This window comes from Streptomyces sp. NPDC058773 (assembly GCF_042746015.1).
Classification (GTDB): Bacteria; Actinomycetota; Actinomycetes; order Streptomycetales; family Streptomycetaceae; genus Streptomyces.
Map to the genome: position 1 here is coordinate 24,513 of NZ_JBHYPE010000053.1, position 21,592 is coordinate 46,104.

Sequence of the window (21,592 nt, forward strand, 5' to 3'; positions counted from 1 at the left end):
GTCACTTCCGGGCGGGTGACCAGTCCAGGCCCCAGCCGTAGGCCTGGTCGACGGTGCGCTGCGGGCTGACGCCGGGCGCGGGGACGAGATAGCGGGCCTCGCGCTGGACGACGAGTTCGCTGCCGGTGTTGGTGATCAGGGCCAGCGCGCAGACGTTGGAGGGCACCGTGCAGGCGTCCAGGGTGAAGTCGACGGGGGCACCGTACTGGGGCTGGAGGGTGACGGTCGCGCTCAGCCCCTCGAAGCTGCGGGCGCCGGCGTAGACGGTGACGAAGATCAGGATGCGCTTGATGCGGTCCTGGTGGTCGAGGCTGATGGTCATGTTCTCGCCGGTCGCGACGGCGCCGGTGCGGTCGTCGCCGTCGAGCTGGATGTACGGCGGGGCGTGCAGGGCGCCGAAGTTGTTGCCCAGCGGATGGACCACTCCGGCGGCGCCGTCGGTGAGTTGGTAGAGCGCGCACAGGTCGAGGTCGACCTCCCCGGACGACGGCAGCAGCGCGCCGCGGGCCCCCATGGCCTCCATCGCCTTGCGGCCCAGCTTCTTGCCCAGCCGCTTGCCCGCGGAGCCGCCGCTCCAGTTGAGGTTCACCCGCATCGCGCCGGAGGTGCCGCCCTGCTTCGTCAGGGAGACGGCCGGGGCGGCCTTCGTGAGGGTGACCTTCGTCAGCCGCACGGGCGGGGGCGCGGGGGCGGGTGCCGGGGGCGGGACGGATGCCGCCGGCCCCGTCGGCAGCGGGGGCGCGGGCGGCACCGGGGGCGGCGCCATGGGCGGCGCGGGAGCCGGGGGCGGCGGCGCCATCGGGGGCGCGGGCGCCATGGCCGGGGGCGCGGCGGGCGCCGGAGCGGGCACGGCGGGGGCCGGCACGGCCGGGGCGTGCGCGGCGGGTGCCGTGGGCTGCGGTGCCGCCGGTTCCTCGACGCTGATGCCGAAGTCGGTGGCCAGCCCCGCGAGCCCGGTGTCGTACCCCTGCCCCACCGCACGGAACTTCCAGCCGCCCTGGCGCCGGTAGAGCTCGCCGAGGACGAAGGCGGTCTCGGGGCCGGCGTCCTGGCTGTCGAAGCGGGCGAGTTCGGCGCCGCTCGCGGCGTCCAGCACCCGGATGTGCAGCCCCGGGACGCCGCCGAAGCTGCCGCCGTCGGCGGAGGCGGCCAGCACCACGGTGTCGACGGCGGGTTCGACGGCGGCCAGATCGACGGCGAGGTGGTCGGTCAGCGCGGTGCCGGCCGGGTGCTTGCCTTCGTGGCGTACGGCGCCGGAGGCGTGCGCGGGCTGGTTGTAGAAGACGAAGTCCCCGTCGTCGCGGACCTTTCCGGACACCAGCAGCAGGGCCGAGGCGTCCACGTCCGGTGTCCCCGGGGCCGGCCGCCAGCCCAGCTCGACCCGGACCGCCGGGGCCGGGACCGGAACATTGCCGCCCTTGAGCATCGACATCGCCGCGCCTTCCTCTCGTCCGCCGGGTGCCGTCGGTGGCACCCCCAACCTACTTCGCCCCCGCGATCCCGAACGCCCCTTGTTCACCTGCGAGAAGCGAGGTCTTTACAGGATTCCTACGGGCGATCGCGACCGATTTCCGCACGTTCGCTCACATTGGTGCGCCATGGCCACTCCGAACACCTGAAACAACCCTCATTCCAGACTCCCCAATCGGCACATCGTGGGCTTAACTTATGAGGCATGACCTCCCCCCGCTCTACCTACGGCGGCGGCTACTACGCTTCGCCCTCCTTCCCCGACACGCCGATCTACGACAGCCTCGTCGCCGAGCGCGGTACGCCGCAGATCGCTCCGATCCGGGTGAACCCCTCCCCGTACGACACGGGCTCGTCGTATCTGCCGGCGCTGCCCTCGGCGCTGCCGGCACTCCCGCCCGCGCCCTCCCAGCCGTCGCCGGCGCAGGGCTACCCGGGAGCGGCCGCGCAGCCGGTCGCCCCGCTCCAGCAGACCCCGGCGCCGTACATCCCGCAGCAGGCGGGCACCCGCGGCGGCTATCCGTCCCCGCAACAGCAGCAGCCCCAGCGCCCGCCCATGGGCACGGGGTACGAGGCGATGCGCCCGGCCGCTCCGGTCGCGCCGCGCCCCGCCGCGCCCTACGACGACCCGTACAGCCGCCAGTACCCGCGGGGCTACTGAACCGGGGCGATCGGTCAACCGGTCGGGGCGGCTGGCAGGATGGCAGGTATGAAGCCTGCGCTCCGGTCGATCCATCTCTACCCGGTCAAGTCCCTTGCGGGGACCGGTCCCGGCGAAGCGGTCGTGGAGCCGTGGGGGCTCGCCGGGGACCGACGCTGGCTGCTCGTGGACGCCGAGGGCAGGCAGCTGACCCAACGGCAGCAGCCGGCGCTGGCGTTGGCGCGCGCCGAGTGGCTGCCGGGCGGTTCCCTCGGGCTGACCGCGCCCGGGAGGGAGCCGCTGACGGTCGCGGTGCCCGGGTCCGGGGAGACGGTTCCGGTCGGGGTCTGGGCGGACGAGGTCGAGGCGGTGCCCGCCGGCCCGGAGGCGGCCGCGTGGTTCCGCGGGTATCTGGGCGTCGAGTGCCGGCTGGTGCATCTCGACACCCCGGACACCCGCCGGCCCGTCGACCCGGCGTACTCCGCGCCCGGTGACACGGTCAGCTTCGCCGACGGCTTTCCGCTGCTGCTGACCACCACCGCGTCGCTGAACGCCCTCAACTCGCTCATCGCGCAGGGCGACCACGCCGACGAGGGGCCGCTGCCGATGGACCGTTTCCGGCCCAATGTGGTCGTGGACGGCACCGCCCCCTGGGCGGAGGACGACTGGCGCCGGGTGCGCATCGGCAAGGTGGACTTCGACGTGGTCAAGCCCAGCGCACGCTGCGTGGTCACGACCACCGACCAGCGCACCGCCGAGCGCGGCAAGGAGCCGCTGCGCACCCTCGCCCGCCATCGCCGCTTCGGTGACCGGCTGGTCTTCGGCCAGAATCTGATCCCTCGTGGGGCCGGCACGATCCGGATCGGCGACCCGTTCGAGATACTCGCCTGACGGGCCGGCGCGCCCCGTGCCGTGCGGCTTCCCGACGGCCGGCGGGCCGCCGCGGCCCGGTGACCACCTGTCCGAGGTGCGCCCGGCGGGGCCGGCGGAAGACGGAGAGCTGCGTGCCGATGGCTGCGAGGGACACCGGAAACGACCGTCTCCTCCCTGTCCAGCGGCTGCGGCCCGGGGACCACGCCTTTGTGAGCTACGGCGACGACGAGGTGCGCTGGGAGGTCGTCACGGCGTTCGTACGGCTCGGGCTGGCCCGCGGCGAGAAGGTCCTGCTGCTGCCCTGCCCCGGGGTGCCGGCGGACGAGGTGCTGGCCAGGATCGACTTCCCCAGTCGCAGCACCGTCCAGGCCCGCGAGCGCGGCCAGTTGGTGGTGACCAGCATGCGCGAAGTGATCGCGCCGGACCACGCATTCACCGCCGCCCGCCAGATGGGCCGGCTGCACGCCGAGACGGACCGGGCCGTCACCGAGGGCCATACGGGGCTGCGGGCCTTCATCGACATGGGCTGGGTGCGGGCGCTCGGCACGGACGTGGCGGCGGTGGCCGCCCGTGAGACCGGCGCCCAGGCGCTCTTCACCGGCCGCCCGTACACCGAGATCTGTGCCTACGACCGCCGCCGCTTCGACCGCTCCATGCTCACCGCGATGGAACGGGCCCATCCCTGCACGCTCCTGGAGCGGCTGGGCAGTCTGCGGTCGACCCGCGGCCGGGACGGGTCGCTGTGCCTCATCGGCGAGGCGGACGCCGCGCACCGGCCGGAGGTCGGCAGAGCGCTGGAGATCGCGCTGACGCAGACCGCACCGGCCCGGCGGCTCACCGTCGATCTGACCCGGCTGCACTTCCTGTCGGTCGGCTGCGCCGTCACCCTGCTCACGCTGGCCGGCCGTGCCGCGGCGCACGAGCTGATCGAGGTGCGCTGCGACCGCGGGCAGTGCCGGACGCTACGACGGCTGGGCGCCGGGACGGTGCCCCGGCTGATACTGACGGAGGTGGTGCGCGCGTGGTGAACTCCGGTCCGGCGGAGGGGTCCGGCCGTCGGCTGCTGCAACGGCGCTTCACCGCCCGGCTGCTGCCGCAACTGCGACTGCTGGTCGAGGAGTGCGCCGCCCGGGAGGGCCTGTGCGAGCCGCGGCGCGGCGAATTCGTGCTGGCGGTGGACGAGATCGCGGGCAACGCCGTGGAGCATGCGGGCGGCTCGGGGCGGCTGCTGCTCCAGCGGGTGGGCGATGAGCTGGAGTGCCGGATCAGCGACGCGGGCCCCGGATTCAGCGAGGAGGTGATCCCCGAGCTGCTGCCCGGCCTGGACGGCGCGACCAAGGGGCGCGGGCTGTGGCTGGCGCGCCTGGTTGCGGACCGGTTCGCGGTCACCGGCGGGGACCCGGGGACGGGCGCGCCGGGCGCCGAGGTGACGCTGGCGGTCCGGGTGCGCTGACCAGGCAGGAGCCGGGTCCGGCGGGCCTTCGGCGAGCGGGCCGGGGACCCGTTCCGTACGTCCGTAAGTTGCCCTTTGTACGCGGTGATGTTGCTCTCTCTTCGCAGAACTCTCGCGTGGACCACCCCTGATGCGGTATTCACGGACACGGAGAGGGGGCAACGATGCGAGCGATGAGAGGCGTATGGCGCTGGCGGCACAATCCGCTGCGGCGCCGGACCGATCGGATCGAGGCCTGGGTGGCGCTGGTCGCCGCCCTCCTGATCGTCTTCGGGGCGACCTCCGCGGGCTGGCTCACCGGGCGGGCCGCGCAGGGCGAACTGCTGGAGACCGTGCGCAGCCAGCACCAGCAGCGGCATCTGGTGTGGGTCACGGTCGACCGGCTGCTCTCGCGGGCCCCGCTCGACCCCGATCCGGAGACCTCCTCGCAGCGCGATGCGCACCGCCGGGTCCTCGCCCGCTGGACGGCCTGGGACGGCAGCGCGCATTTGGGGCAGCTCGCCGCGCCCCGTCCGGTGGAGACCGGTGAGCGGTTCCGGATCTGGACGGACGACCGGGGCCGGGTGGTGCCGCGGCCGATGGACACCGGCACGGCGGGCACCCATGCGGTGCTGGCCGGGCTGGGCACCACGGCCGGGGTCGGCATGATGATCGAGGGCGCCCGGCGGATGATCGTCTGGCGGCTGATGGTGCGTCGCTTCCGCCGCTGGGACCAGGAGTGGAAGCGCGCGGGGCAGGACTGGGGCCGGGCCGACGCGGGCAGTTGAGCGGCCTTCCCGCAAGGCGGCTGACCGTGTCAACTCCCGCCCGCCGGGCGCGCTACGGTGGTGGCGCCAGCCTCTCGGCTGGGGCCTCGCAGACCGGAATACGGACATCCGCGGACGGATGGGTGCCGGGCCGACAACCGCCGCACGAAGTGGGGACACGACACCGCCATGGCACAGGGCTCGGTCCAGGTGACGCACTCCGGAACGTCGCGTTGGCGACGCCGCACAGGGGAGTACAGCTCGCTCGCCGCCGCCCTGGAGGCCGCCGGGGACGGCGATGTGCTGACCGTCCCGGCCGGTACCTACCGCGAGAATCTGGTGCTGGTGCGCGCGGTGACGCTGCGCGGCGCGGACGGGTCGCGCGGTTCGGTGCGGATCGCCCCCACCGACGGTGTCGCGCTGACCGTACGTGCCTCGGCCACCGTCCACGATCTGCATCTGGAGGCGACGGATTCGGCGGCGCCCGCGCTGCTGGTGGAGGACGGCGCCCCGGAGCTGGCCGGTCTGCGGGTGGTGACCCGGTCCGCGTCCGGTATCGAGGTCCGCGGCGGCGCCCGCCCCACGGTGCGCCGCTGCACGGTCGACAACGCGGGCGGGGTGGGCATCAGCGTCCTGGACGGCGCCGGCGGCGTCTTCGAGGAGTGCGAGGTGATGGCCGCCGGGCAGGCCGGCGTGGCGGTGCGCGGCGGGGCCCACCCCCGGCTGGAGAACTGCCGGGTCCACCACACCTCGGGCGCCGGGCTGTCGCTGCACGGCGAGGGCAGCGCGGTCGAGGCGGTGGGCTGCGAGCTGTACGAGATCAAGGGCGCGGGCATCCAGGTCGCGTCGCGGGCCACCGGTCACTTCACCGACTGCACGGTCCACCGCACCTCCGCCGACGGTGTCACCCTGGACACCGACGCGGTCCTCACCCTCGCCGACTGCGACATCCACGACATCCCGGAGAACGCCGTCGACCTGCGGTCCCGTTCGGTGCTGACGCTGACCCGCAGCACGGTGCGGCACTTCGGGCGCAACGGGCTGTCCGTCTGGGACCCGGGCACCCGGGTGGACGCCAACCAGTGCGAGATCCATGACAGTACGGGCGACTACCCTGCGGTGTGGGTGAGCGACGGCGCCACCGCCGTACTGGACACGACCCGGGTGCACGACGTCCCGGACGCGCTGTTCGTCCTCGACCGGGGCTCCCGCGCCGATGTCGTCGACTGCGATATCGCGCAGGTCCGCAACACCGCGGTGTCGGTGAGCGACGGGGCCACCGTGCAGCTGGACGACTGCCGAATCCGGGAGGCCGCGACGGGCGCCTGGTTCCGCGACCACGGCAGCGGCGGCACACTCGCCAACTGCACCATCGACGGGGCGCAGACCGGGGTGATCGTCACCAAGGGCGCGGACCCCACCATCGAGGGCTGCACGGTCAGTTCGCCGACCGAGGCCGGGTTCTATGTCTCCGCGGAAGGCCGTGGCACCTTCCAGCGCTGCCGGGTCACCGGGAGTGCGGGCTTCGGCTTCCATGTGATCGACGGCTGCCGTACGACGCTGACGCGCTGCCGTACGGAGCGGTGTGCGCGCGGCGGCTACGAGTTCGCCGAGGGCGGGGCCGGGCAGGGCGACGGGCCGACGGTCGAGGACTGCACCAGCGACGAGAGCCGGACCGTGCCGGAAGCGGCGGGCGGCCCGGCGCCGGCGCCCGCGGTGCAGCAGATGACCCGGACGGCCGGGCTGCTGGGCGGCGTCCCGGCGCAGGGCACGCCGCAGGCCGCCCCGGACCCGGCGGCCGCGGAGCCCGCGGTCAGCGGCCGGCCCTCCGACGAGGTGCTGGGCGAACTGGACACCCTCGTGGGGCTGGAGAGCGTCAAGCGTGAGGTGCGCAGTCTGATCAACATGATCGAGGTGGGGCGCCGGCGGCAGGAGGCGGGGCTGAAGGCCGCCTCGGTCCGCCGCCATCTGGTCTTCACCGGCTCCCCCGGCACCGGCAAGACGACCGTGGCCCGGCTCTACGGCGAAATCCTGGCGTCCCTCGGGGTGTTGGAGCGCGGGCATCTGGTCGAGGTGTCCCGGGTGGACCTGGTGGGCGAGCACATCGGGTCCACCGCGATCCGTACCCAGGAGGCGTTCGACCGGGCGCGCGGCGGGGTGCTGTTCATCGACGAGGCGTACGCCCTCTCCCCCGAGGACTCCGGCCGGGACTTCGGCAAGGAGGCCATCGACACCCTCGTGAAGCTGATGGAGGACCACCGGGAGGCGGTGGTGGTGATCGTGGCGGGCTACACCGCGGAGATGGAACGCTTCCTGGCGGTCAACCCCGGTGTGGCGTCCCGTTTCTCACGGACCATCACCTTCGGCGACTACGCGCCCGAGGAGCTGCTGCGGATCGTCGAGCAGCAGGGCGAGGAGCATGAGTACCACCTCACCGAGGGGGCCGGCGAGGCGCTGCTGAAGTACTTCACCGCGCTGCCCAAGGGACCCTCCTTCGGCAACGGGCGTACCGCACGGCAGACGTTCGAGGCGATGGTCGAGCGGCACGCGGGCCGGGTGGCGCAGCTGACCGACCCGAGCACCGCCGACCTGACCCTCCTCTACGCGGACGATCTCCCCGAACTCCCCTGATCCTGACGGCCCTTGGGGGCGCTGTCGGCGGGCCGCTGGCACGGCAGGTCCGGGCCGAGCCGGGCGATGAGTTCGGCGCGGACCGTGTCGAAGACCGGGTCGGCCTGGTAGTCGCCGTGGCCGAGGATCTGCGCGGGCAGCGGGTTCTGGAGGGTGCGGCCGAAGGCGAGCGGGTCGCGCAGCGGCCCCTGGTCGATCCGCCGGCCGTCCTCGCAGGTGAGCCGGATCGGGCCGCCGATGGGGTCGGTGAAGCGCCACAGATTGCGCCAGTCATCCATCTCGCGGTGCAGCCCGGTCAGCGCGGGAGGCCCGAAGAAGGCCGGGAACCAGCGCCCGTAGAGCCGCTCCAGCGGACTGCCGTACGTCAGCAGGGCGACGCGGCTGCGGGTGACCAGGTCCAGCTGCCAGACCGCGGCGGCGGCCAGCACACTGCCCTGGGAGTGCCCGGAGAGCACCAGCCGGCCGTCGAACCGCTCGGTCCAGGTGGCCATCCGCCAGGTGAGGTCGGGGACGGCGCGCTCGGCGTAGCAGGGCGGTGCGAAGGGGTGGGCGGCGCGCGGCCAGAAGGTGCCGACGTCCCAGAGGATGCCGATGGTGCGGCGGGCGGAGTGGTCGCGGTAGGCCCGCCGGCCCATGGTGATCAGCAGTATGACGCCGGCGCCCATCAGCCAGGACCCCAGGGACTCCGCGGTCTCGGCGGCGGCGTGCACGACGGGTGCCGCGTTCTCGGTGGCGCGGCCCGGCGCCAGGCCGGTGTGCCAGGCGCCGATCACCGCGCCGGCCCCGAGGACGAGGGTGACGGCGGAGGTGGCCGCGATCAGGACGGGCGCGGAATCGGTGAGTCCGGCACCGGCGATGGTGGCGGCGATGCGCTTCGTCCGGCCCGCGTCGGGACGCTCCCGCGGGTCGTAGAGCCCGGGGACGTCCTTGGCCACGCGGTTGCGGACGATCACCATCCGGATCGCCGCGAGCACCGCGACCACGGCGACGACGACCAGCAGCGCCGGGATGACCGAGGCCTGCCAGGACAGCAGGACCGGCGGCCCGGGGATGGGGGCGTGCGCCTGGCCCGGGGTGGCACCGCCGTCCAGCCAGTCCGCGAAGCGCTGGGCCACACCCCCGGACAGCACCCCGCCGACCGCGCAGGCCAGCAGCGCGACCGCGGGCCCGCCCATACCGCGCAGCGCGGTACGGGCGTCGTCGCGGGCGGCGCGCTGCAGGACCCAGGCCGTCACCGCCAGCGCCAGCACCAGCCCGCCCTGGAAGACGGCGATCCCGCCGAACGCGCCGGCGCCGGGCAGCGGACCCCGGCTGTACGCACCGGGGCGCGCCCAGCCGGAGTGCACCGCGGTCAGCACCAGCGCACCCAGGGCGGCGTACGGCAGCGCCCGTACGACCAGGCGGTCCGAGGCCAGGTCCGGTGCGTCCTCACTGCGGGCGGTGCGCCAGACCACCACCAGGGTGACCGCCGCGAGCACGATGACCAGGGCGGTCAGGGCCCGGCCGGTGACCGCGAGGACACTGTCGCCGCCGCCGCGCTCATCGGTCTTCGCGGCGGCGGCGAGGAGGACGGCGGCGATGGTCAGTACACCGGCCGTGGTGTGCGCGGCGCGCAGCCTGGCGACCAGCCGGCGGCCGTACCAGAAGCCCTCACGGCTGAGCGCGGTGCGTTCGGCGACCGGGGTGCCGCGGGAGGTGCCGGGCAGCCGCGGCGGCGGTGAGGCGGATTCGTAGGCGCTCCACGTACGACGGGAGAGCCACCACAGGAAGCCGATGACGAGCAGCGGCACCATGGACGCGAGGGCGAGGCGGCGGCCCGGGGCGCTCCACCAGCCGGAGTTGTCCGGGCTGAGGAAGCCCATCCAGGACTTGTCGGCGGCGCAGGCGGTGGTACCGGCGCACTGCCAGGCGGTGAGGTCGAGGGCGACCTCACAGGACGCGGCGGCGAGCAGGACGGTCAGGGTGAGCGCGAGGATGCGGACGAGCAGGTCGTAGACCCGCTGGGCCGGGTGCTCGGACGGGGCGGCCGGGCGCATCCAGTGGGCGAGGTTGGCGACCATGAAGGGCACCAGCAGCAGCCACAGGGCGCGGGCGCCGTTGCCCGAGGTGAGGTTGGACCAGCAGTACGCCTCGCGGACCGGTTCGCCGCGGTAGTCGTCGGGCCGTTGCTCGGCGTCCGCGTCGTCGGTGCGGCGGTAACAGGCGGCGGTGTCGTCGCCGGTGATCAGCTGGACGCGTGGGTCACCGAGCATCTCCGGTGCGGTGGTGCCGCCGACACCGTGCACCAGCAGCTCCAGGGAGAGCTGGGGTGCGGCGTCCGGTGGCGCGGCGTCCGCTGGCCCATCTGCCGTGCTGTCACGGTCCGTTGAGCGGGCGTGCGGTGTCGGGTCCGCGGTCTCCACTGAATTCCCCCGTAGTCCGTGCGGCGCCGTGCGGCGCGACGCCCCAGATTGTCTCTTCCCCTCGCTGACGCATCCAGCACCTTGGGGGGTGGGGTTCTGGTGGGGGATTTGGCCGGGGTGGGGGGCGGCGGGCGCCGGGGGGCGACGGGTGCCGGGGGGGGAGGGGCGGGGGGGGATGCGTGGGTGAGGGCGGCTGATATCTCGCGGGGCGGGGATACGTCGTGGGGGGGGCGGGGGTGCGTCGTGGGGGCGGGGGTGTCGCGTGCGCGTCCGCGCGTCCCCCCCACCCCCGAACCCACCCCCGCCCCCTCCCCCGAAGGGGGAGGAGGGGGAGGGGCGGGGGAGCAGCCGGCAGGGCGGCGAGAGCACCCCACCCCACCCGCACCGAACCGCCTCACCCGACAACGCCGTCACTGTCAGCCCCTCGTGCGAGGATGAAGGCATCAGTGATCGCCGGCGGCGCGCCGGTGCGTACGACCCGACCACAGCGAGCCGGGCGGAAGGGACGGGCCGGGGTGAGCGACAACCAGAATCTCCTCGCGGAGCAGCGGCGGGCCCTGATTCTCGACGAAGTGAGACGGCGGGGCGGGGTGCGGGTCAATGAGCTGACCCGGCGGCTGAAGGTGTCGGACATGACGGTCCGTCGCGATCTGGACGCGCTGGCCCGGCAGGGCATGGTGGAGAAGGTGCACGGCGGCGCGGTGCCGGTCAGCGAACCGAGTGCGCACGAGCCCGGTTTCGAGGCGAAGTCGGCGCTGGAGCTGAGCGCCAAGGAGGACATCGCCAAGGCGGCGGCCGAGATGGCGGCGCCGGGCAGCGCGATCGCGCTGGCGGGCGGCACGACCGCGTTCGCGCTGGCCCAGCAGCTGCTGGAGGTGCCGGATCTGACCGTGGTGACGAATTCGGTGCGGGTGGCCGATGTGTTCTACACCGCGCAGCGGGCGGCGGCCAGCGGCGGCGCGGGACCGCGCGCCGGCGCCGCGACGGTGGTGCTGACGGGCGGGGTGCGTACGCCGTCGGACACCCTGGTGGGCCCGGTGGCGGACGCCGCGATCCGGTCGCTGCACTTCGACGTGCTCTTCCTCGGGGTGCACGGCATATCGGTCGAGGCGGGGCTGTCGACGCCCAATCTGGCGGAGGCGGAGACCAACCGGCATTTCGTACGGTCCGCCCGTCGGGTGGTGGTGGTCGCCGACCACACCAAGTGGGGCACGGTCGGCCTGAGTTCGTTCGCGACGCTGGACCAGGTGGATGTGCTGGTGACGGATGCCGGGCTGCCGGCGGGGGCGCGCGCGGAGTTCGCGGAGCTGCCGCCGGAGCTGGTGGTGGCGGGCGAGCAGCCGGACGACACAGACATCTGACGAGACGTCAGCTATGGTGGCCGGCGCAGGCCCGCCGACCGTCCCGTAGGGGGTGCTCGTCCCATGGCACGCCGACTCCGCCCCGTCGAGCTCGACTTCGCCGAGTCCGCCCCGGTGCGGCTGGTTTTCACCGCGGAGGCCACCGCCCCGCCGGAGGCGGTGTATGCGGCGCTGGCGGACGATGTGGCCGGCTGGTCACGCTGGTTCACGGGCGTGGCGCGCTCGGCGGCGACGCGGGGCGGCGCGGGCAGGGAGGTGCGGCTCACCGGCGGCACCCACTTCACCGAGACGGTCATGGCGGCCGAGCCCGTCGCCCACTACGCCTACCGCGTCGACACCACCAACGCCCCTGGTCTGCGGGCCCTGTTGGAGGACTGGCGGCTGACGCCGGCGGGCGGCGGCACCCGGCTGCGGTGGACGTTCGCGGCGGACGGTCCGGCACCGTTCCGCCTTCTGCTGACGCCGGCGAGACCCGGCCTGGACCGCGCCTTCCGGCAGTCCGTACGGGCCTTGGACCGCAGGCTCACCCGCCCCTGAGCCCCTCCCCTGCGCCCGGGCCCTGGGCCCGGCCCGGGCGCCCGGCCCTGAGCCCGGCCCTGAGCCCGACCCCGAAGTCCGGCCCTGGGCCATCTCACCGCTTGACTCCGAGCGCGCCCCCCGCGCGCGCCCGGAGGGTTCAGGCCGGCCAGGAGCCGGTGGTGAGAAACGCGTCGAGGGTGCGCGCGTAGGGCGTGATGTCCAGCCCCTGGGAGGCCAGCCAGGCGTCCGAGTAGTACTTGTCGAGGTAGCGGTCGCCGGGGTCGCACAGCAGGGTGACGACGGAACCCGTACGGCCCTCGGCGACCATCTCGGCGACGATCTTCAGGGCGCTCCACAGCCCGGTTCCGGTCGAGCCGCCCGCCTTGCGCCCTATCGCGGTCTCCAGGGCGCGTACGGCCGCGATGCTGGCCGCGTCCGGGACCTTCATCATCCGGTCGATCGCGCCGGGCACGAAGCTCGGCTCCATCCGCGGCCGCCCGATGCCCTCGATCCGCGAGGCGGTGGCGCAGTCGGTCTCGGTGTCGCCGGTGCGCCAGCCGTCGAAGAAGCAGGAGTTCTCCGGGTCGGGGACGCAGATGCGGGTGTCGTACTGCATGTAGTGGACATAGCGGGCGATGGTCGCGGAGGTGCCGCCGGTGCCCGCGGTCGCCACGATCCAGGCGGGCTCGGGATAGCGCTCGAGCCGCAGCTGCTGATAGATCGACTCGGCGATGTTGTTGTTGCCGCGCCAGTCGGTGGCGCGTTCCGCGTAGGTGAACTGGTCCATGTAGTGCCCGCCGGACTCGGCGGCGAGCCGGGCGGAGACCTCGTAGACGGTCCGCGGGTCCTGCACCAGATGGCAGGTGCCGCCGTGGAACTCGATCAGCCGGGTCTTCTCCGGGCTGGTGGTGGCCGGCATCACCGCGATGAACGGCACCCCGATGAGGGAGGCGAAGTACGCCTCGGAGACGGCCGTGGAGCCGCTGGAGGACTCGATGACGGGCTTGCCGGGACGGATCCAGCCGTTGCACAGCCCATAGAGGAACAGCGAGCGGGCCAGCCGGTGCTTGAGGCTGCCGGTGGGGTGCGTCGACTCGTCCTTGAGGTAGAGGTCGATGCCCCACGCCTCGGGCAGCGGGAAGCGCAGCAGGTGGGTGTCGGCGGTGCGGTTGGCGTCCGCCTGGACCTTGCGGACGGCTTCTTTGAGCCAGCTTCGGTAGTCCGGATCCGAGCGGTCGACATCGACGGTCGGTATCGGGCCCTCGGCCGCGACCTCCTGGCCGGACCGGCTCTGCGGCTGCTGTGCGGTGCTCACCGGCGCGCTCCTCCGGGGTTCGGAACGCCCGCGGAAAACAGCGGGCCGATTCCGACTATAGCCATCCTCCGCACCCTTCTCACCTGCATAAACATCACTTTGGGATACCCCAAGGCGACCGTGGGGCAGGGGTGTTGTGCGCACCACGCGCCGGGCCACTGGTGCGCGAGGGCCCGATACCGGCAAACTTCCCCCAAGGGGCGGTGGAGGGCAGCTGCCCGTCTACCGAGGAGGTGCCGGCATGGCGGAGCCTGAGTTCAACGCGACCGGCGTACGGATCGAACGGTGGCTGCGGTCCCTGACCCGCGCCGGCCAGGTTGTGATCAGCGACGGCAGACTGGTGCTGCTGACCAGTTACGGCAGGGAGATCGACAGCGCCCCGCTGCAGGCGGTGCAGGCACACAAACCGCTGTTCGCAGCGCGGGACCGGGCGCTCGCCACGCTCAACGGGCACCGCTATTCGCTCACCCTCGGCGCCCCGGAACTCTTCTTCAAGGCCCTGGAGGCGGCCCGCCCGCAGCACCCCTGACGGCCCGCTCCGGCCGCGGGGGTGCGGTTGCGGGAGCACGCCGGCTGGCCGACCCTGGTTTCGTATCACTGAGGGTTCACCAGCGGTGACGCTGTGGTGCAGTCGGCATCGCTGGATCCGATCTTCGCCCCTGCCCGGCACGAGGGGCGCCCGGCCTCACCAGGGAGTCGCGGTCGTGATCAGGCAGCCCAGCAGGCACTGCACGGTGGAGCTCCAAGCCGTTCCGGCTCGCATCGGGCATGTGCGCAGAATTGTCTCCGCGCAGCTGCGGTACTGGCGTCTCGACGCCCTGATAGACCCGGCGGCGCTCGGGGTGACCGAACTCCTCGCGAATGTGCACCGGCACGCCCGCCCCAGCAAGCAGTGCACCGTGGAACTGTGCGTTCTGCTGGATCAGTTGACCGTCTCGGTGCATGACGAGGACCCCCGGTTGCCCCGGCTGCGGGTCGCCGACGGCTGGGAGACCTGCGGCCGGGGCCTGGCGCTGATCGCGGCGCTCAGCGAGAGCTGGGGGGTGCGCCCGGACGGCGGCGGCAAGGTCGTGTGGTTCACCCTTCCGGCCCTGACCCCGGCGCCCGAGGAGGCCCGTACGGTCCGCGGGTACGGGGAGCCCCTGCCGCTGGAGGACATCCATACGGCGGCGGGCTCCCACATCCGGGTCCGGAGCGCCGGGGTCGGCTGACGGTCCCGCGGCCGGCCCGGACGGCGTGGCGGTCCGGGCCGGCGGCGGTCATGCGGCACCCTCCTTGGGGTCTTTGGCGAAGTGCTCCTCCAGGACGGAGAGCCGGCGCCAGTACTCCTCCTCGTCGATCTCGCCCGCGGCGAAGCGCCGGCCGAGCACGGTGAGGGGTGAGGGCGTGTCGGCGCGGGCGGGGTACTGCGGGCCGCGGAACAGCCGGCCGGGCCCGCCGTGGCGCCGGACCGTACGGCGCAGCAGCGTCACCACGCCGAGGATGACCACCGCCCAGAGGACGGGGACGAACAGGATCCAGGGGCCGGGGCCACCGCCGGACCAGGGGTCGGCGAGCTCGAACATCGCGATCAGCTCCTCATGGGGCAGAGGTGTCCCGGTGCCTTGCGGGCCGGGCCGACCGGGTGCGTCCGGTCTCCTTCGAGACTCGCCCTCCGGGGCCCGCCGGTCGTCGTACCGCCGGCGGCTCCGCCCGTACGACACGGGAAGCAGGCGGGGCGCCGGCGGCTGCTCCCGGCCGCCTTGGGCGCACGGTGCGCGTCGGCCGCCCGCCCGCTCTTGATCACTGTAACTACTAGTATGTACAGTGCCGTCATGAGCACTCAGAACCCACCGGACACCCGGGAACGGCTCATCCGGAGCACCCAGGAGCTGCTGTGGGAACGGGGCTATGTCGGCACCAGCCCCAAGGCGATCCTGGAGCGCGCGGGCGTCGGCCAGGGCAGCATGTACCACCACTTCAGCGGGAAGTCCGCGCTCGCCCTGGCGGCGATCCGGCGCACCGCGGAGGACCTGAGGCGGTCCGCGGAGGAGTGCCTGGGCGGCCCGGGTACGGCCTACGACCGCATCGCGGCGTATCTGCGACGCGAGCGGCAGGTGCTGCGCGGCTGCCCGATCGGCCGGATGACCCAGGACCGCGACGTGGTGCACAGCCCGGAGCTGCGGCAGCCGCTGGACGAGCTGTTCGGCTGGCTCCGGGGCCGGATCGCCGAGGTGCTCGCCGAAGGGCGGCGCCGCGGGGAGCTGTCCGCCGCGCTGGACCCGGCGGCCGGCGCCGCGGCCGTCGCTGCCGTCGTCCAGGGCGGCTACGTCCTGGCCCGCGCTGCCGATGACGCCGCCCCCTTCGACGCCGCCGTACAGGGCGTGCTGACCCTGCTGGCCGCCCAGCGCACGCCCGCCGCCCGCACCACCGGCTGAGCCCCTCCCCCGCACCCGTACGGAGCCGTCATGCATGCCATGCAGTACGCCGTCACCCTGCCCGCCGACTACGACATGGAGATCATCCGGGACCGCGTCCGGACCAAGGGGCCCCTCCTGGACGACTACGAAGGGCTCGGCCTGAAGGCGTACGGAATACGGGAGCGCGGGGTCGACGGCGCACCGGTCAACCAGTACGCGCCGTTCTATCTCTGGGCCGATCCGGGGGCCATGAACCGTTTCCTCCTCGGGGACGGATTCCGTGGTGTGGTCCGCGACTTCGGGCGGCCGGCCGTCCAGCACTGGCAGGGGCTGTTCCACCGCCCCGGCCCGGCCGCCGGCGCACTCCCCCGCGCCTTCACCCGGCGGACCGCGCCCCTCACCGAGGACGCCGACGCCGCCGCCCTGACCGAGCGGGCGGTCGCCGGGCACGAGGAGCTGGCCACCACGGACGGGGTGCACACCACGGCGCTGGCCCTCGACCCGCGGCGCTGGGAGCTGGTCCACTTCACCCTCTGGGCGGACGACGCCCCGCGCTCCGCGGGCGACCGTTACCGGGTGCTGCATCTGTCCGCACCGGGCACCGGCCGGCTGGGCACCGGGCGCCTGTGGTGAGCCCGGCTCCCGCGGACGCGCCCGTCGCCCCCGCCATCCGTACCGTCCTCGGCGACATCCCGCCCGCCGGTCTCGGCGTCTGCGACGCCCATGACCATCTCTTCCTCCGCAGCCCCCAACTCCTGGGGCAGGAGCTGGACGACGCCGGGGCGGCGGCCGCCGAGCTGAGCGCCTTCCGGGCGGCCGGCGGTGCCGCGGTGATCCAATGGACGCCGTACGGCATGGGCCGCCGCGCCGCCGAACTTCCGCGGCTGGCACGGGAGTCGGGCGTACGGATCGTCGCGGCCACCGGGCTGCACCAGGCGGCGCACTACTCCCCTGAGCTGCTGGCGCGGGTCCGCCCGGACCTTGCCGGGCTGTTCGTCGCCGAGCTGACCGAAGGGATCGGCGGCACCGGCCCCCGGGCCGGGATGATCAAGGTCGCCGGCGGCTTCCACGGGCTGGACCGGCACGCCCGGCACGCCATGGCGGCCGCCGCCGAGGCCCAGCGGGCGACCGGGGCCGCCATCGGCGTCCATCTGGAGCTGGGCACCGGGGCGATGGACGTACTCGACCTGCTGTGCGGGGAGTTGGCGGTCCCGCCGGACCGGGTGATCCTGGGCCATCTCAACCGCTCGCCCGACCTGGTCGGGCACCGGACGGCCGCCGAGGCCGGGGCGTATCTGGCCTTCGACGGCCCCTCGCGGGCCCATCACGCGACCGACTGGCGGCTGCCCGAGGCGCTGGCCGCGCTCGCCGCCGCGGGCTTCGGTGACCGGATTCTGCTGGGCGGCGACACCACCACGGCCGGCGCCCGGTCGGTCAACGGCGGCCCCGGCATGCCGTATCTGCTGCGCCGCCACCGGGAGCGGCTGGCCCGCACCCTGGGCGCGGACCTGGTGACCCGCTTCCTGACGGCGAACCCGGCGCGCGCCTTCGCCGCCGGCTGGGCGCGGGCGCCGCACGGAAGCCGGTGAACGGGCCGGGTGTGCGCCCGTAGCGGCCCGCCCGGCGGGGCTACAGGGTCACCGAGATCCCCACATGCGGCCGCTTGCCGCCGCGGACCAGTGCGCCGACGACGTCCATCAGCCGGAACCGCAGCCCGTATTTGCGCGCCATCGCCCTGCGCACCCGCCCGAGCCCGGCGGCGTCGTCCAGGAGCCGGCCGGTGCCCTCGACGGTCCGGGCGTCCCCGGCGATCCGGCCGCGCACATCGCACGGGGTGACGGTCACCCGGGTGTCGTGGCGCAGCCGCTTCACCTTCCAGCTGTCGTCCCGTGTCCACACCAGGAGTTCGGCCCCTTCGGCCACCGCCCATACGGGGGTGGCCACCGGCGTCCCGTTCCTGCGGTAGGTGACCAGGCTGACGTACGGGCTGCGCGCGACGGCTTCGGGAATCATGCCCGCAGCCTACGGACCCGGCCGCTACGCCTGCCGCCGGATGTCGGCGGCGGCCGGCTCGACGCGGGAGGAGAGTCCCAGCCGGCCATCGCCTGCGGCTCGCCGTGGTGGCCGCGGCAGCGGAGTGCGTCGGCGCGGTGGTGCGGTGCGCCCCGGGCCCGGCCGGACCGGCGGTGCGTGCACCACCCTCCGCCGGCCGGCGGATACGCGGCCCACGCCGAGCGCAGGCCCTCGCCCCCGGAGAACCGCCCGCGCCCCCCCGACGGGGTATCCCCTGTACGGCACTTGGGACTGCGCACAGGAACGCTCCGAGGGTGAGGGCCACCCGCGGAGCGTTCGTGATCCGCCCGCCCCTTACCTGCCAACCACGACCAACGGATCGTCCAGCACCGGCTGCCAGGCCAGCTCGGCCGCGCCGACCAGGCTGTTGTAGTCGAGGCCGCAGGGCAGGATCGGCACCCCGCCGCTGCGGCCCCACAGGCTGCGGTCGGCGACCACCGCGCGCAACCGCTCCGGGTCGGCCTCCAGCAGGGAGCGGTGCAGCCCGCCGAGGACGATGCGGTCCGGGTTGAGGATGTTGACGAGTCCGGCGATGCCGAGCCCGAGGCGGTCGATGAGGAGATCGGCCGCGGCACGGACGCCCGGATCGGCGTACTCGTCCCGCAGCAGGTCGGCGGCCTGCTGGAGCAGGGAGACCTCGGGGCCGGGGTCGCGGCCCGCGGCGACGAGGAAGGCGAGCGGGTCCGCCTCGACGTCCAGGCAGCCGCGGCTGCCGCAGTGGCAGGGCGCCCCCTCGGGGTTGACCGTCAGATGCCCGACCTCCAGCGCCAGACCCGAACTGCCGCTGTGCAGCCGCCCGTCGAGCACCAGCGCGCCGCCCACGCCCCGGTGACCGGAGGCCACACAGAGCAGGTCGCGGGCGCCCCGGCCGGCCCCGTGCCGGTGTTCGGCGAGCGCCATGAGGTTGACGTCGTTGCCGCTGAAGCCGATCTGCTCGGTGACTCCCGGGATGCCCGCCTCGGCGAGCGAGCGCAGGAAGAGGGCGCGTACGGGAGCGCCCGAAGGCCAGGCGAGGTGCAGCGGGTTGAGGGCCTCGCCGTCCGGTTCGGCGACCGCGGAGGGCACCGCGAGGCCGGCGCCGAGGCAGCGCCGGCCGGTCTCGCGCAGCAGCTCCGCACCGGCCGCGACGACATCGGCGAGCACATGGGCCGGGTCGGCGGGGATGGTGCCGCAGCCGTACGTCGTCGCCACGATGCGGCCCCCGAGACCGACCAGCGCGACCCGGAACCCGTCCGCGTGGATCTGCGCGGCGAGCACCACCGGTCCGCGCTCGGCGACGAACAGCCGGTGGGAGGGGCGCCCTTGGGAGCCTGCCGAGGCGGTCGGCCGGGAGTCCACGGTGATCAGTCCGAGCGCTTCGAGCTCGGCGGCCACCGCGCCCGCGGTCGCGCGGGTCACGCCGAGTTCCGAGGTCAGGACGGCGCGGGTGGGCGCGCGGCCGGTGTGTACGAGCTCCAGTGCGGGACCGAGGGCGCCCCGGCCCCGCTCCAACCTGGTTGTCCGAGTCTGGGTCACACCCCTATTCTGGCTTTGTGCCGCTACTAAACAAAATACGGGAGGCCATGACCCGGGACGAGGGCGCCGTCCCCGCCGGTCCCCGCCTGACCCGCCTCCGCGTCGCGCTCACCGCATTCTTCGCCATCGACGGCTTCCTCTTCGCCGGATGGGTCGTCCGCATCCCTGCGATCAAGGCGCAGACCGGCGCCGGAGCGGGCGCCCTCGGGCTGGCCCTGCTCGGCGTGTCGGCCGGGGCGGTCGCCTTCATGATGATCGCCGGGCGGCTGTGCCGGCGGTTCGGCAGCCCCGCCGTGACGGTCGCCGCCGGGGCCGCCCTCTCGCTGAGCATCGTGCTGCCGCCCCTCACCCACTCCGCGACCTCGCTGGGACTCGTCCTGCTGGTCTTCGGCGCCGCGTACGGCTCGCTCAACGTCGCCATGAACAGCGCAGCGGTCGCGCTCATCGGCGCCCTGCGGCGCCCCGTGATGCCGGGCTTCCACGCCGCCTTCAGCCTGGGCGGCATGCTCGGCGCGGGACTCGGCGGACTGCTCGCGGGCAGCCTGTCGGCCACCGTCCATCTGCTGTTGCTCGCCGTCATCGGGCTGATGGTGACGGGGGTTGCGGGGCGCGCGCTGTGCGGGGAGCCACTGCCGGAGTTCCCCGAGCGGCTGTCCGCCCCGGAGAAGAGCCGCCCGGGAGGCGCCCGTACAGGCCGGGCCCGCCGGCTGGTGCTGGTCTTCGGGCTGATCGCCCTGTGCACCGCGTACGGCGAGGGGGCAATGGCCGACTGGGGCGCGCTGCACCTCTCCCAGGACCTCGGCGCCGGACCCGCCACGGCCGCCGCCGGATATGCGGTGTTCGCGCTGGCGATGACCGTGGGACGGCTGTCCGGAACGGCGTTCGTGCAGCGCTTCGGAGCGGCCCGCGCACTGGTCGCGGGCGGGACGACCGCGACCGCGGGCATGCTGCTCGGCGCGCTCGCCCCCACGGCCTGGGCGGCCTGCGCCGGCTTCGCCGTCGCCGGCCTGGGGCTCGCCAACATCTTCCCCATCGCCCTGGCACGGGCCGGCGAGACCGGCGGCCCGGACGGCGTCGCGGTGGCCTCCACGGTCGGCTACGGCGGCATGCTGCTCGGCCCGCCCGCCATCGGCTTCCTCGCCGAGGCGCTCGGGCTGCCCGTCGCACTCACCACGGTCGCCCTGCTCGCCGCGCTCGCGGCGGGTATCGGCTACGCCACCCGCGGGGCGCATTCCGGACGCTCCTGACACACCGGCACGGCCCGGCCCCGGTACCGGCAGCCACCACCGCAGGCCGTACGGACACCGTCCGACCCGCAGAGATTCGCTGTCGGTACCGGCTGGCACACTCGGGGGCATGGAGATCACTGAGTTCGTCGAAACACTGCGACTGGATGGGGGCCTGCTCGCCGACGCCGCCGAGGAGGCGGGGCCGGAGGCCCGCATTCCGGCCTGTCCCGACTGGCAGATGCGGGACCTGGTCACCCACGTCGGACGGGTGCACCGCTGGGCGACGGAGTACGTGACCCAGGGCACCCAGCAGCCCGGCCGTCCCGCGGAGGCCCCGGAGCTGGCCGACGACGAACTCGTGCCCTGGCTGCGCGAGGGCCACCACCAGCTCGTCCTGGCGCTGCACTCCGCGCCGCAGGACCTGGCCGCCTGGACGTTCCTGCCCGCGGCGTCCCCCCTCGCGTTCTGGGCCCGCCGCCAGGCACACGAGACCTCGGTGCACCGCGCGGACGCACAGCAGGCGGCCGGCGCGTCCCTCACCCCTCTCCCGTCCGCGTTCGCCGCCGACGGGATCGACGAACTCCTGACGGGCTTTCACTCCCGCGACCGCAGCCGGGTCCGTACGGACACCCCCCGGACGCTGCGGCTGCGGGCGACGAACGCGCGCGGCGCCGACTGGACCGTACGGCTCTCCGACGCCCCGCCGCAGACCGTGCGCACCGCCCCGGACACCGACGGGCCGGAGGCCGGACAGCCGGCCGACTGCACGGTCGAGGGCCCGGCCGAGGAGCTGTACCTCGCGCTGTGGAACCGCCTGCCGTGGGACGCGATGAGCATCACCGGAGATGAGGCGCTCGCCCGGCTGTGGCAGGAGCGGTCCGCCATCTGAGGATGCCTCCGGTGGGCGGGGGTGGGGGGGGGGCCCCGGCGGCCCCCCACCCCCCCCCCCGCCCCCCCCCGCCCGGC

21 protein-coding genes are annotated in these 21,592 nt (G+C 74.3%); 15 read left to right on the forward strand and 6 right to left on the reverse strand.

Features of this window, described 5'->3' with window-relative positions; genetic code table 11:
- Position 1: 1 nt before the first annotated feature.
- On the reverse strand, positions 2 to 1,432 hold the full coding sequence (locus ACFW5B_RS30755; protein WP_386446761.1) for a TerD family protein: 1,431 nt from the start codon (positions 1,430 to 1,432) through the stop codon (positions 2 to 4).
- Between the two features lie 243 nt (positions 1,433 to 1,675).
- Between ACFW5B_RS30755 and ACFW5B_RS30760 the strand changes: the two genes are divergently transcribed.
- The 6 genes from ACFW5B_RS30760 (at position 1,676) to ACFW5B_RS30785 (ending at position 7,813) form a co-directional block, all read left to right on the forward strand.
- Positions 1,676 to 2,131, forward strand: a complete 456-nt coding sequence (locus ACFW5B_RS30760) for a DUF6643 family protein (protein ID WP_386446764.1) — start codon at positions 1,676 to 1,678, stop codon at positions 2,129 to 2,131.
- Positions 2,132 to 2,179: 48 nt separating this feature from the next.
- Positions 2,180 to 3,001: an MOSC domain-containing protein gene (locus ACFW5B_RS30765; RefSeq protein WP_386446767.1), complete on the forward strand. Its 822-nt coding sequence runs from the start codon at positions 2,180 to 2,182 to the stop codon at positions 2,999 to 3,001.
- Positions 3,002 to 3,120: 119 nt separating this feature from the next.
- Positions 3,121 to 4,011 (forward strand): MEDS domain-containing protein, encoded by an 891-nt coding sequence (locus ACFW5B_RS30770; protein WP_386446770.1) that lies wholly within the window; start codon positions 3,121 to 3,123, stop codon positions 4,009 to 4,011.
- A complete protein-coding gene (locus ACFW5B_RS30775; protein WP_386446772.1) occupies positions 4,005 to 4,436 on the forward strand; it encodes an ATP-binding protein in 432 nt (143 codons plus the stop codon). Before ACFW5B_RS30770 ends, ACFW5B_RS30775 begins: the two co-directional genes overlap by 7 nt.
- A gap of 173 nt (positions 4,437 to 4,609) precedes the next feature.
- On the forward strand, positions 4,610 to 5,203 hold the full coding sequence (locus tag ACFW5B_RS30780; protein WP_386446774.1) for a hypothetical protein: 594 nt from the start codon (positions 4,610 to 4,612) through the stop codon (positions 5,201 to 5,203).
- A gap of 168 nt (positions 5,204 to 5,371) precedes the next feature.
- Entirely contained in the window at positions 5,372 to 7,813 is a 2,442-nt protein-coding gene (locus ACFW5B_RS30785) for a right-handed parallel beta-helix repeat-containing protein (protein WP_386446777.1), read from the forward strand.
- On the opposite strand, the gene ACFW5B_RS30790 is transcribed toward ACFW5B_RS30785, so the two are convergent.
- Positions 7,783 to 10,215, reverse strand: coding sequence for a hypothetical protein (locus ACFW5B_RS30790; protein ID WP_386446780.1), 2,433 nt, complete (start codon positions 10,213 to 10,215; stop codon positions 7,783 to 7,785). The two genes, ACFW5B_RS30785 and ACFW5B_RS30790, sit on opposite strands and share 31 nt — an antisense overlap.
- A 515-nt stretch (positions 10,216 to 10,730) precedes the next feature.
- Here ACFW5B_RS30790 and ACFW5B_RS30795 point away from each other — a divergent pair.
- Positions 10,731 to 11,576 carry a DeoR/GlpR family DNA-binding transcription regulator gene (locus ACFW5B_RS30795; RefSeq protein WP_386446783.1) on the forward strand — a complete coding sequence of 282 codons (846 nt, stop codon included), beginning with the start codon at positions 10,731 to 10,733 and terminating at the stop codon, positions 11,574 to 11,576.
- Positions 11,577 to 11,639: 63 nt separating this feature from the next.
- A complete protein-coding gene (locus ACFW5B_RS30800; RefSeq protein WP_386446785.1) occupies positions 11,640 to 12,113 on the forward strand; it encodes an SRPBCC family protein in 474 nt (157 codons plus the stop codon).
- A 139-nt stretch (positions 12,114 to 12,252) separates the two neighbouring features.
- Here the strand turns inward: ACFW5B_RS30800 and ACFW5B_RS30805 are convergent, their stop codons facing one another.
- Positions 12,253 to 13,410 (reverse strand): PLP-dependent cysteine synthase family protein, encoded by a 1,158-nt coding sequence (locus ACFW5B_RS30805; protein WP_386446788.1) that lies wholly within the window; start codon positions 13,408 to 13,410, stop codon positions 12,253 to 12,255.
- A 241-nt stretch (positions 13,411 to 13,651) separates the two neighbouring features.
- Between ACFW5B_RS30805 and ACFW5B_RS30810 the strand changes: the two genes are divergently transcribed.
- Both ACFW5B_RS30810 and ACFW5B_RS30815 read left to right on the forward strand, forming a co-directional pair.
- On the forward strand, positions 13,652 to 13,939 hold the full coding sequence (locus ACFW5B_RS30810) for a hypothetical protein (protein ID WP_386446791.1): 288 nt from the start codon (positions 13,652 to 13,654) through the stop codon (positions 13,937 to 13,939).
- Between the two features lie 175 nt (positions 13,940 to 14,114).
- Positions 14,115 to 14,621, forward strand: coding sequence for an ATP-binding protein (locus tag ACFW5B_RS30815; protein WP_386446793.1), 507 nt, complete (start codon positions 14,115 to 14,117; stop codon positions 14,619 to 14,621).
- A 48-nt stretch (positions 14,622 to 14,669) separates the two neighbouring features.
- Here ACFW5B_RS30815 and ACFW5B_RS30820 read toward each other — a convergent pair whose 3' ends face one another.
- Positions 14,670 to 14,975 (reverse strand): SHOCT domain-containing protein, encoded by a 306-nt coding sequence (locus ACFW5B_RS30820; RefSeq protein ID WP_386446796.1) that lies wholly within the window; start codon positions 14,973 to 14,975, stop codon positions 14,670 to 14,672.
- Positions 14,976 to 15,224: 249 nt separating this feature from the next.
- Between ACFW5B_RS30820 and ACFW5B_RS30825 the strand changes: the two genes are divergently transcribed.
- The 3 genes from ACFW5B_RS30825 to ACFW5B_RS30835 are packed head-to-tail and all read left to right on the forward strand — an operon-like array spanning position 15,225 to position 17,398.
- Positions 15,225 to 15,827, forward strand: coding sequence for a TetR/AcrR family transcriptional regulator (locus ACFW5B_RS30825; RefSeq protein WP_386446799.1), 603 nt, complete (start codon positions 15,225 to 15,227; stop codon positions 15,825 to 15,827).
- 30 nt (positions 15,828 to 15,857) lie between these two features.
- Complete coding sequence (locus ACFW5B_RS30830) at positions 15,858 to 16,442, forward strand: DUF4865 family protein (RefSeq protein ID WP_386446802.1); 585 nt, start codon at positions 15,858 to 15,860, stop codon at positions 16,440 to 16,442.
- Complete coding sequence (locus ACFW5B_RS30835) at positions 16,439 to 17,398, forward strand: phosphotriesterase (RefSeq protein ID WP_386446805.1); 960 nt, start codon at positions 16,439 to 16,441, stop codon at positions 17,396 to 17,398. The genes ACFW5B_RS30830 and ACFW5B_RS30835 overlap by 4 nt, the downstream gene beginning before the upstream one ends.
- Positions 17,399 to 17,438: 40 nt before the next feature.
- Here the strand turns inward: ACFW5B_RS30835 and ACFW5B_RS30840 are convergent, their stop codons facing one another.
- Together ACFW5B_RS30840 and ACFW5B_RS30845 are read right to left on the reverse strand one after the other, a co-directional pair.
- The gene (locus ACFW5B_RS30840; protein ID WP_386446808.1) at positions 17,439 to 17,822 is read right to left on the reverse strand and encodes a PPOX class F420-dependent oxidoreductase; all 384 of its coding nucleotides are present in this window, start codon (positions 17,820 to 17,822) and stop codon (positions 17,439 to 17,441) included.
- A gap of 354 nt (positions 17,823 to 18,176) precedes the next feature.
- Positions 18,177 to 19,397, reverse strand: a complete 1,221-nt coding sequence (locus ACFW5B_RS30845; RefSeq protein WP_386446811.1) for an ROK family protein — start codon at positions 19,395 to 19,397, stop codon at positions 18,177 to 18,179.
- 17 nt (positions 19,398 to 19,414) lie between these two features.
- On the opposite strand from ACFW5B_RS30845, the gene ACFW5B_RS30850 reads away from it, so the two are divergent.
- Positions 19,415 to 20,644: an MFS transporter gene (locus ACFW5B_RS30850; RefSeq protein ID WP_386446814.1), complete on the forward strand. Its 1,230-nt coding sequence runs from the start codon at positions 19,415 to 19,417 to the stop codon at positions 20,642 to 20,644.
- A gap of 109 nt (positions 20,645 to 20,753) precedes the next feature.
- On the forward strand, positions 20,754 to 21,515 hold the full coding sequence (locus ACFW5B_RS30855) for a maleylpyruvate isomerase family mycothiol-dependent enzyme (RefSeq protein WP_386446816.1): 762 nt from the start codon (positions 20,754 to 20,756) through the stop codon (positions 21,513 to 21,515).
- The last annotated feature ends 77 nt before the right edge of the window (positions 21,516 to 21,592 follow it).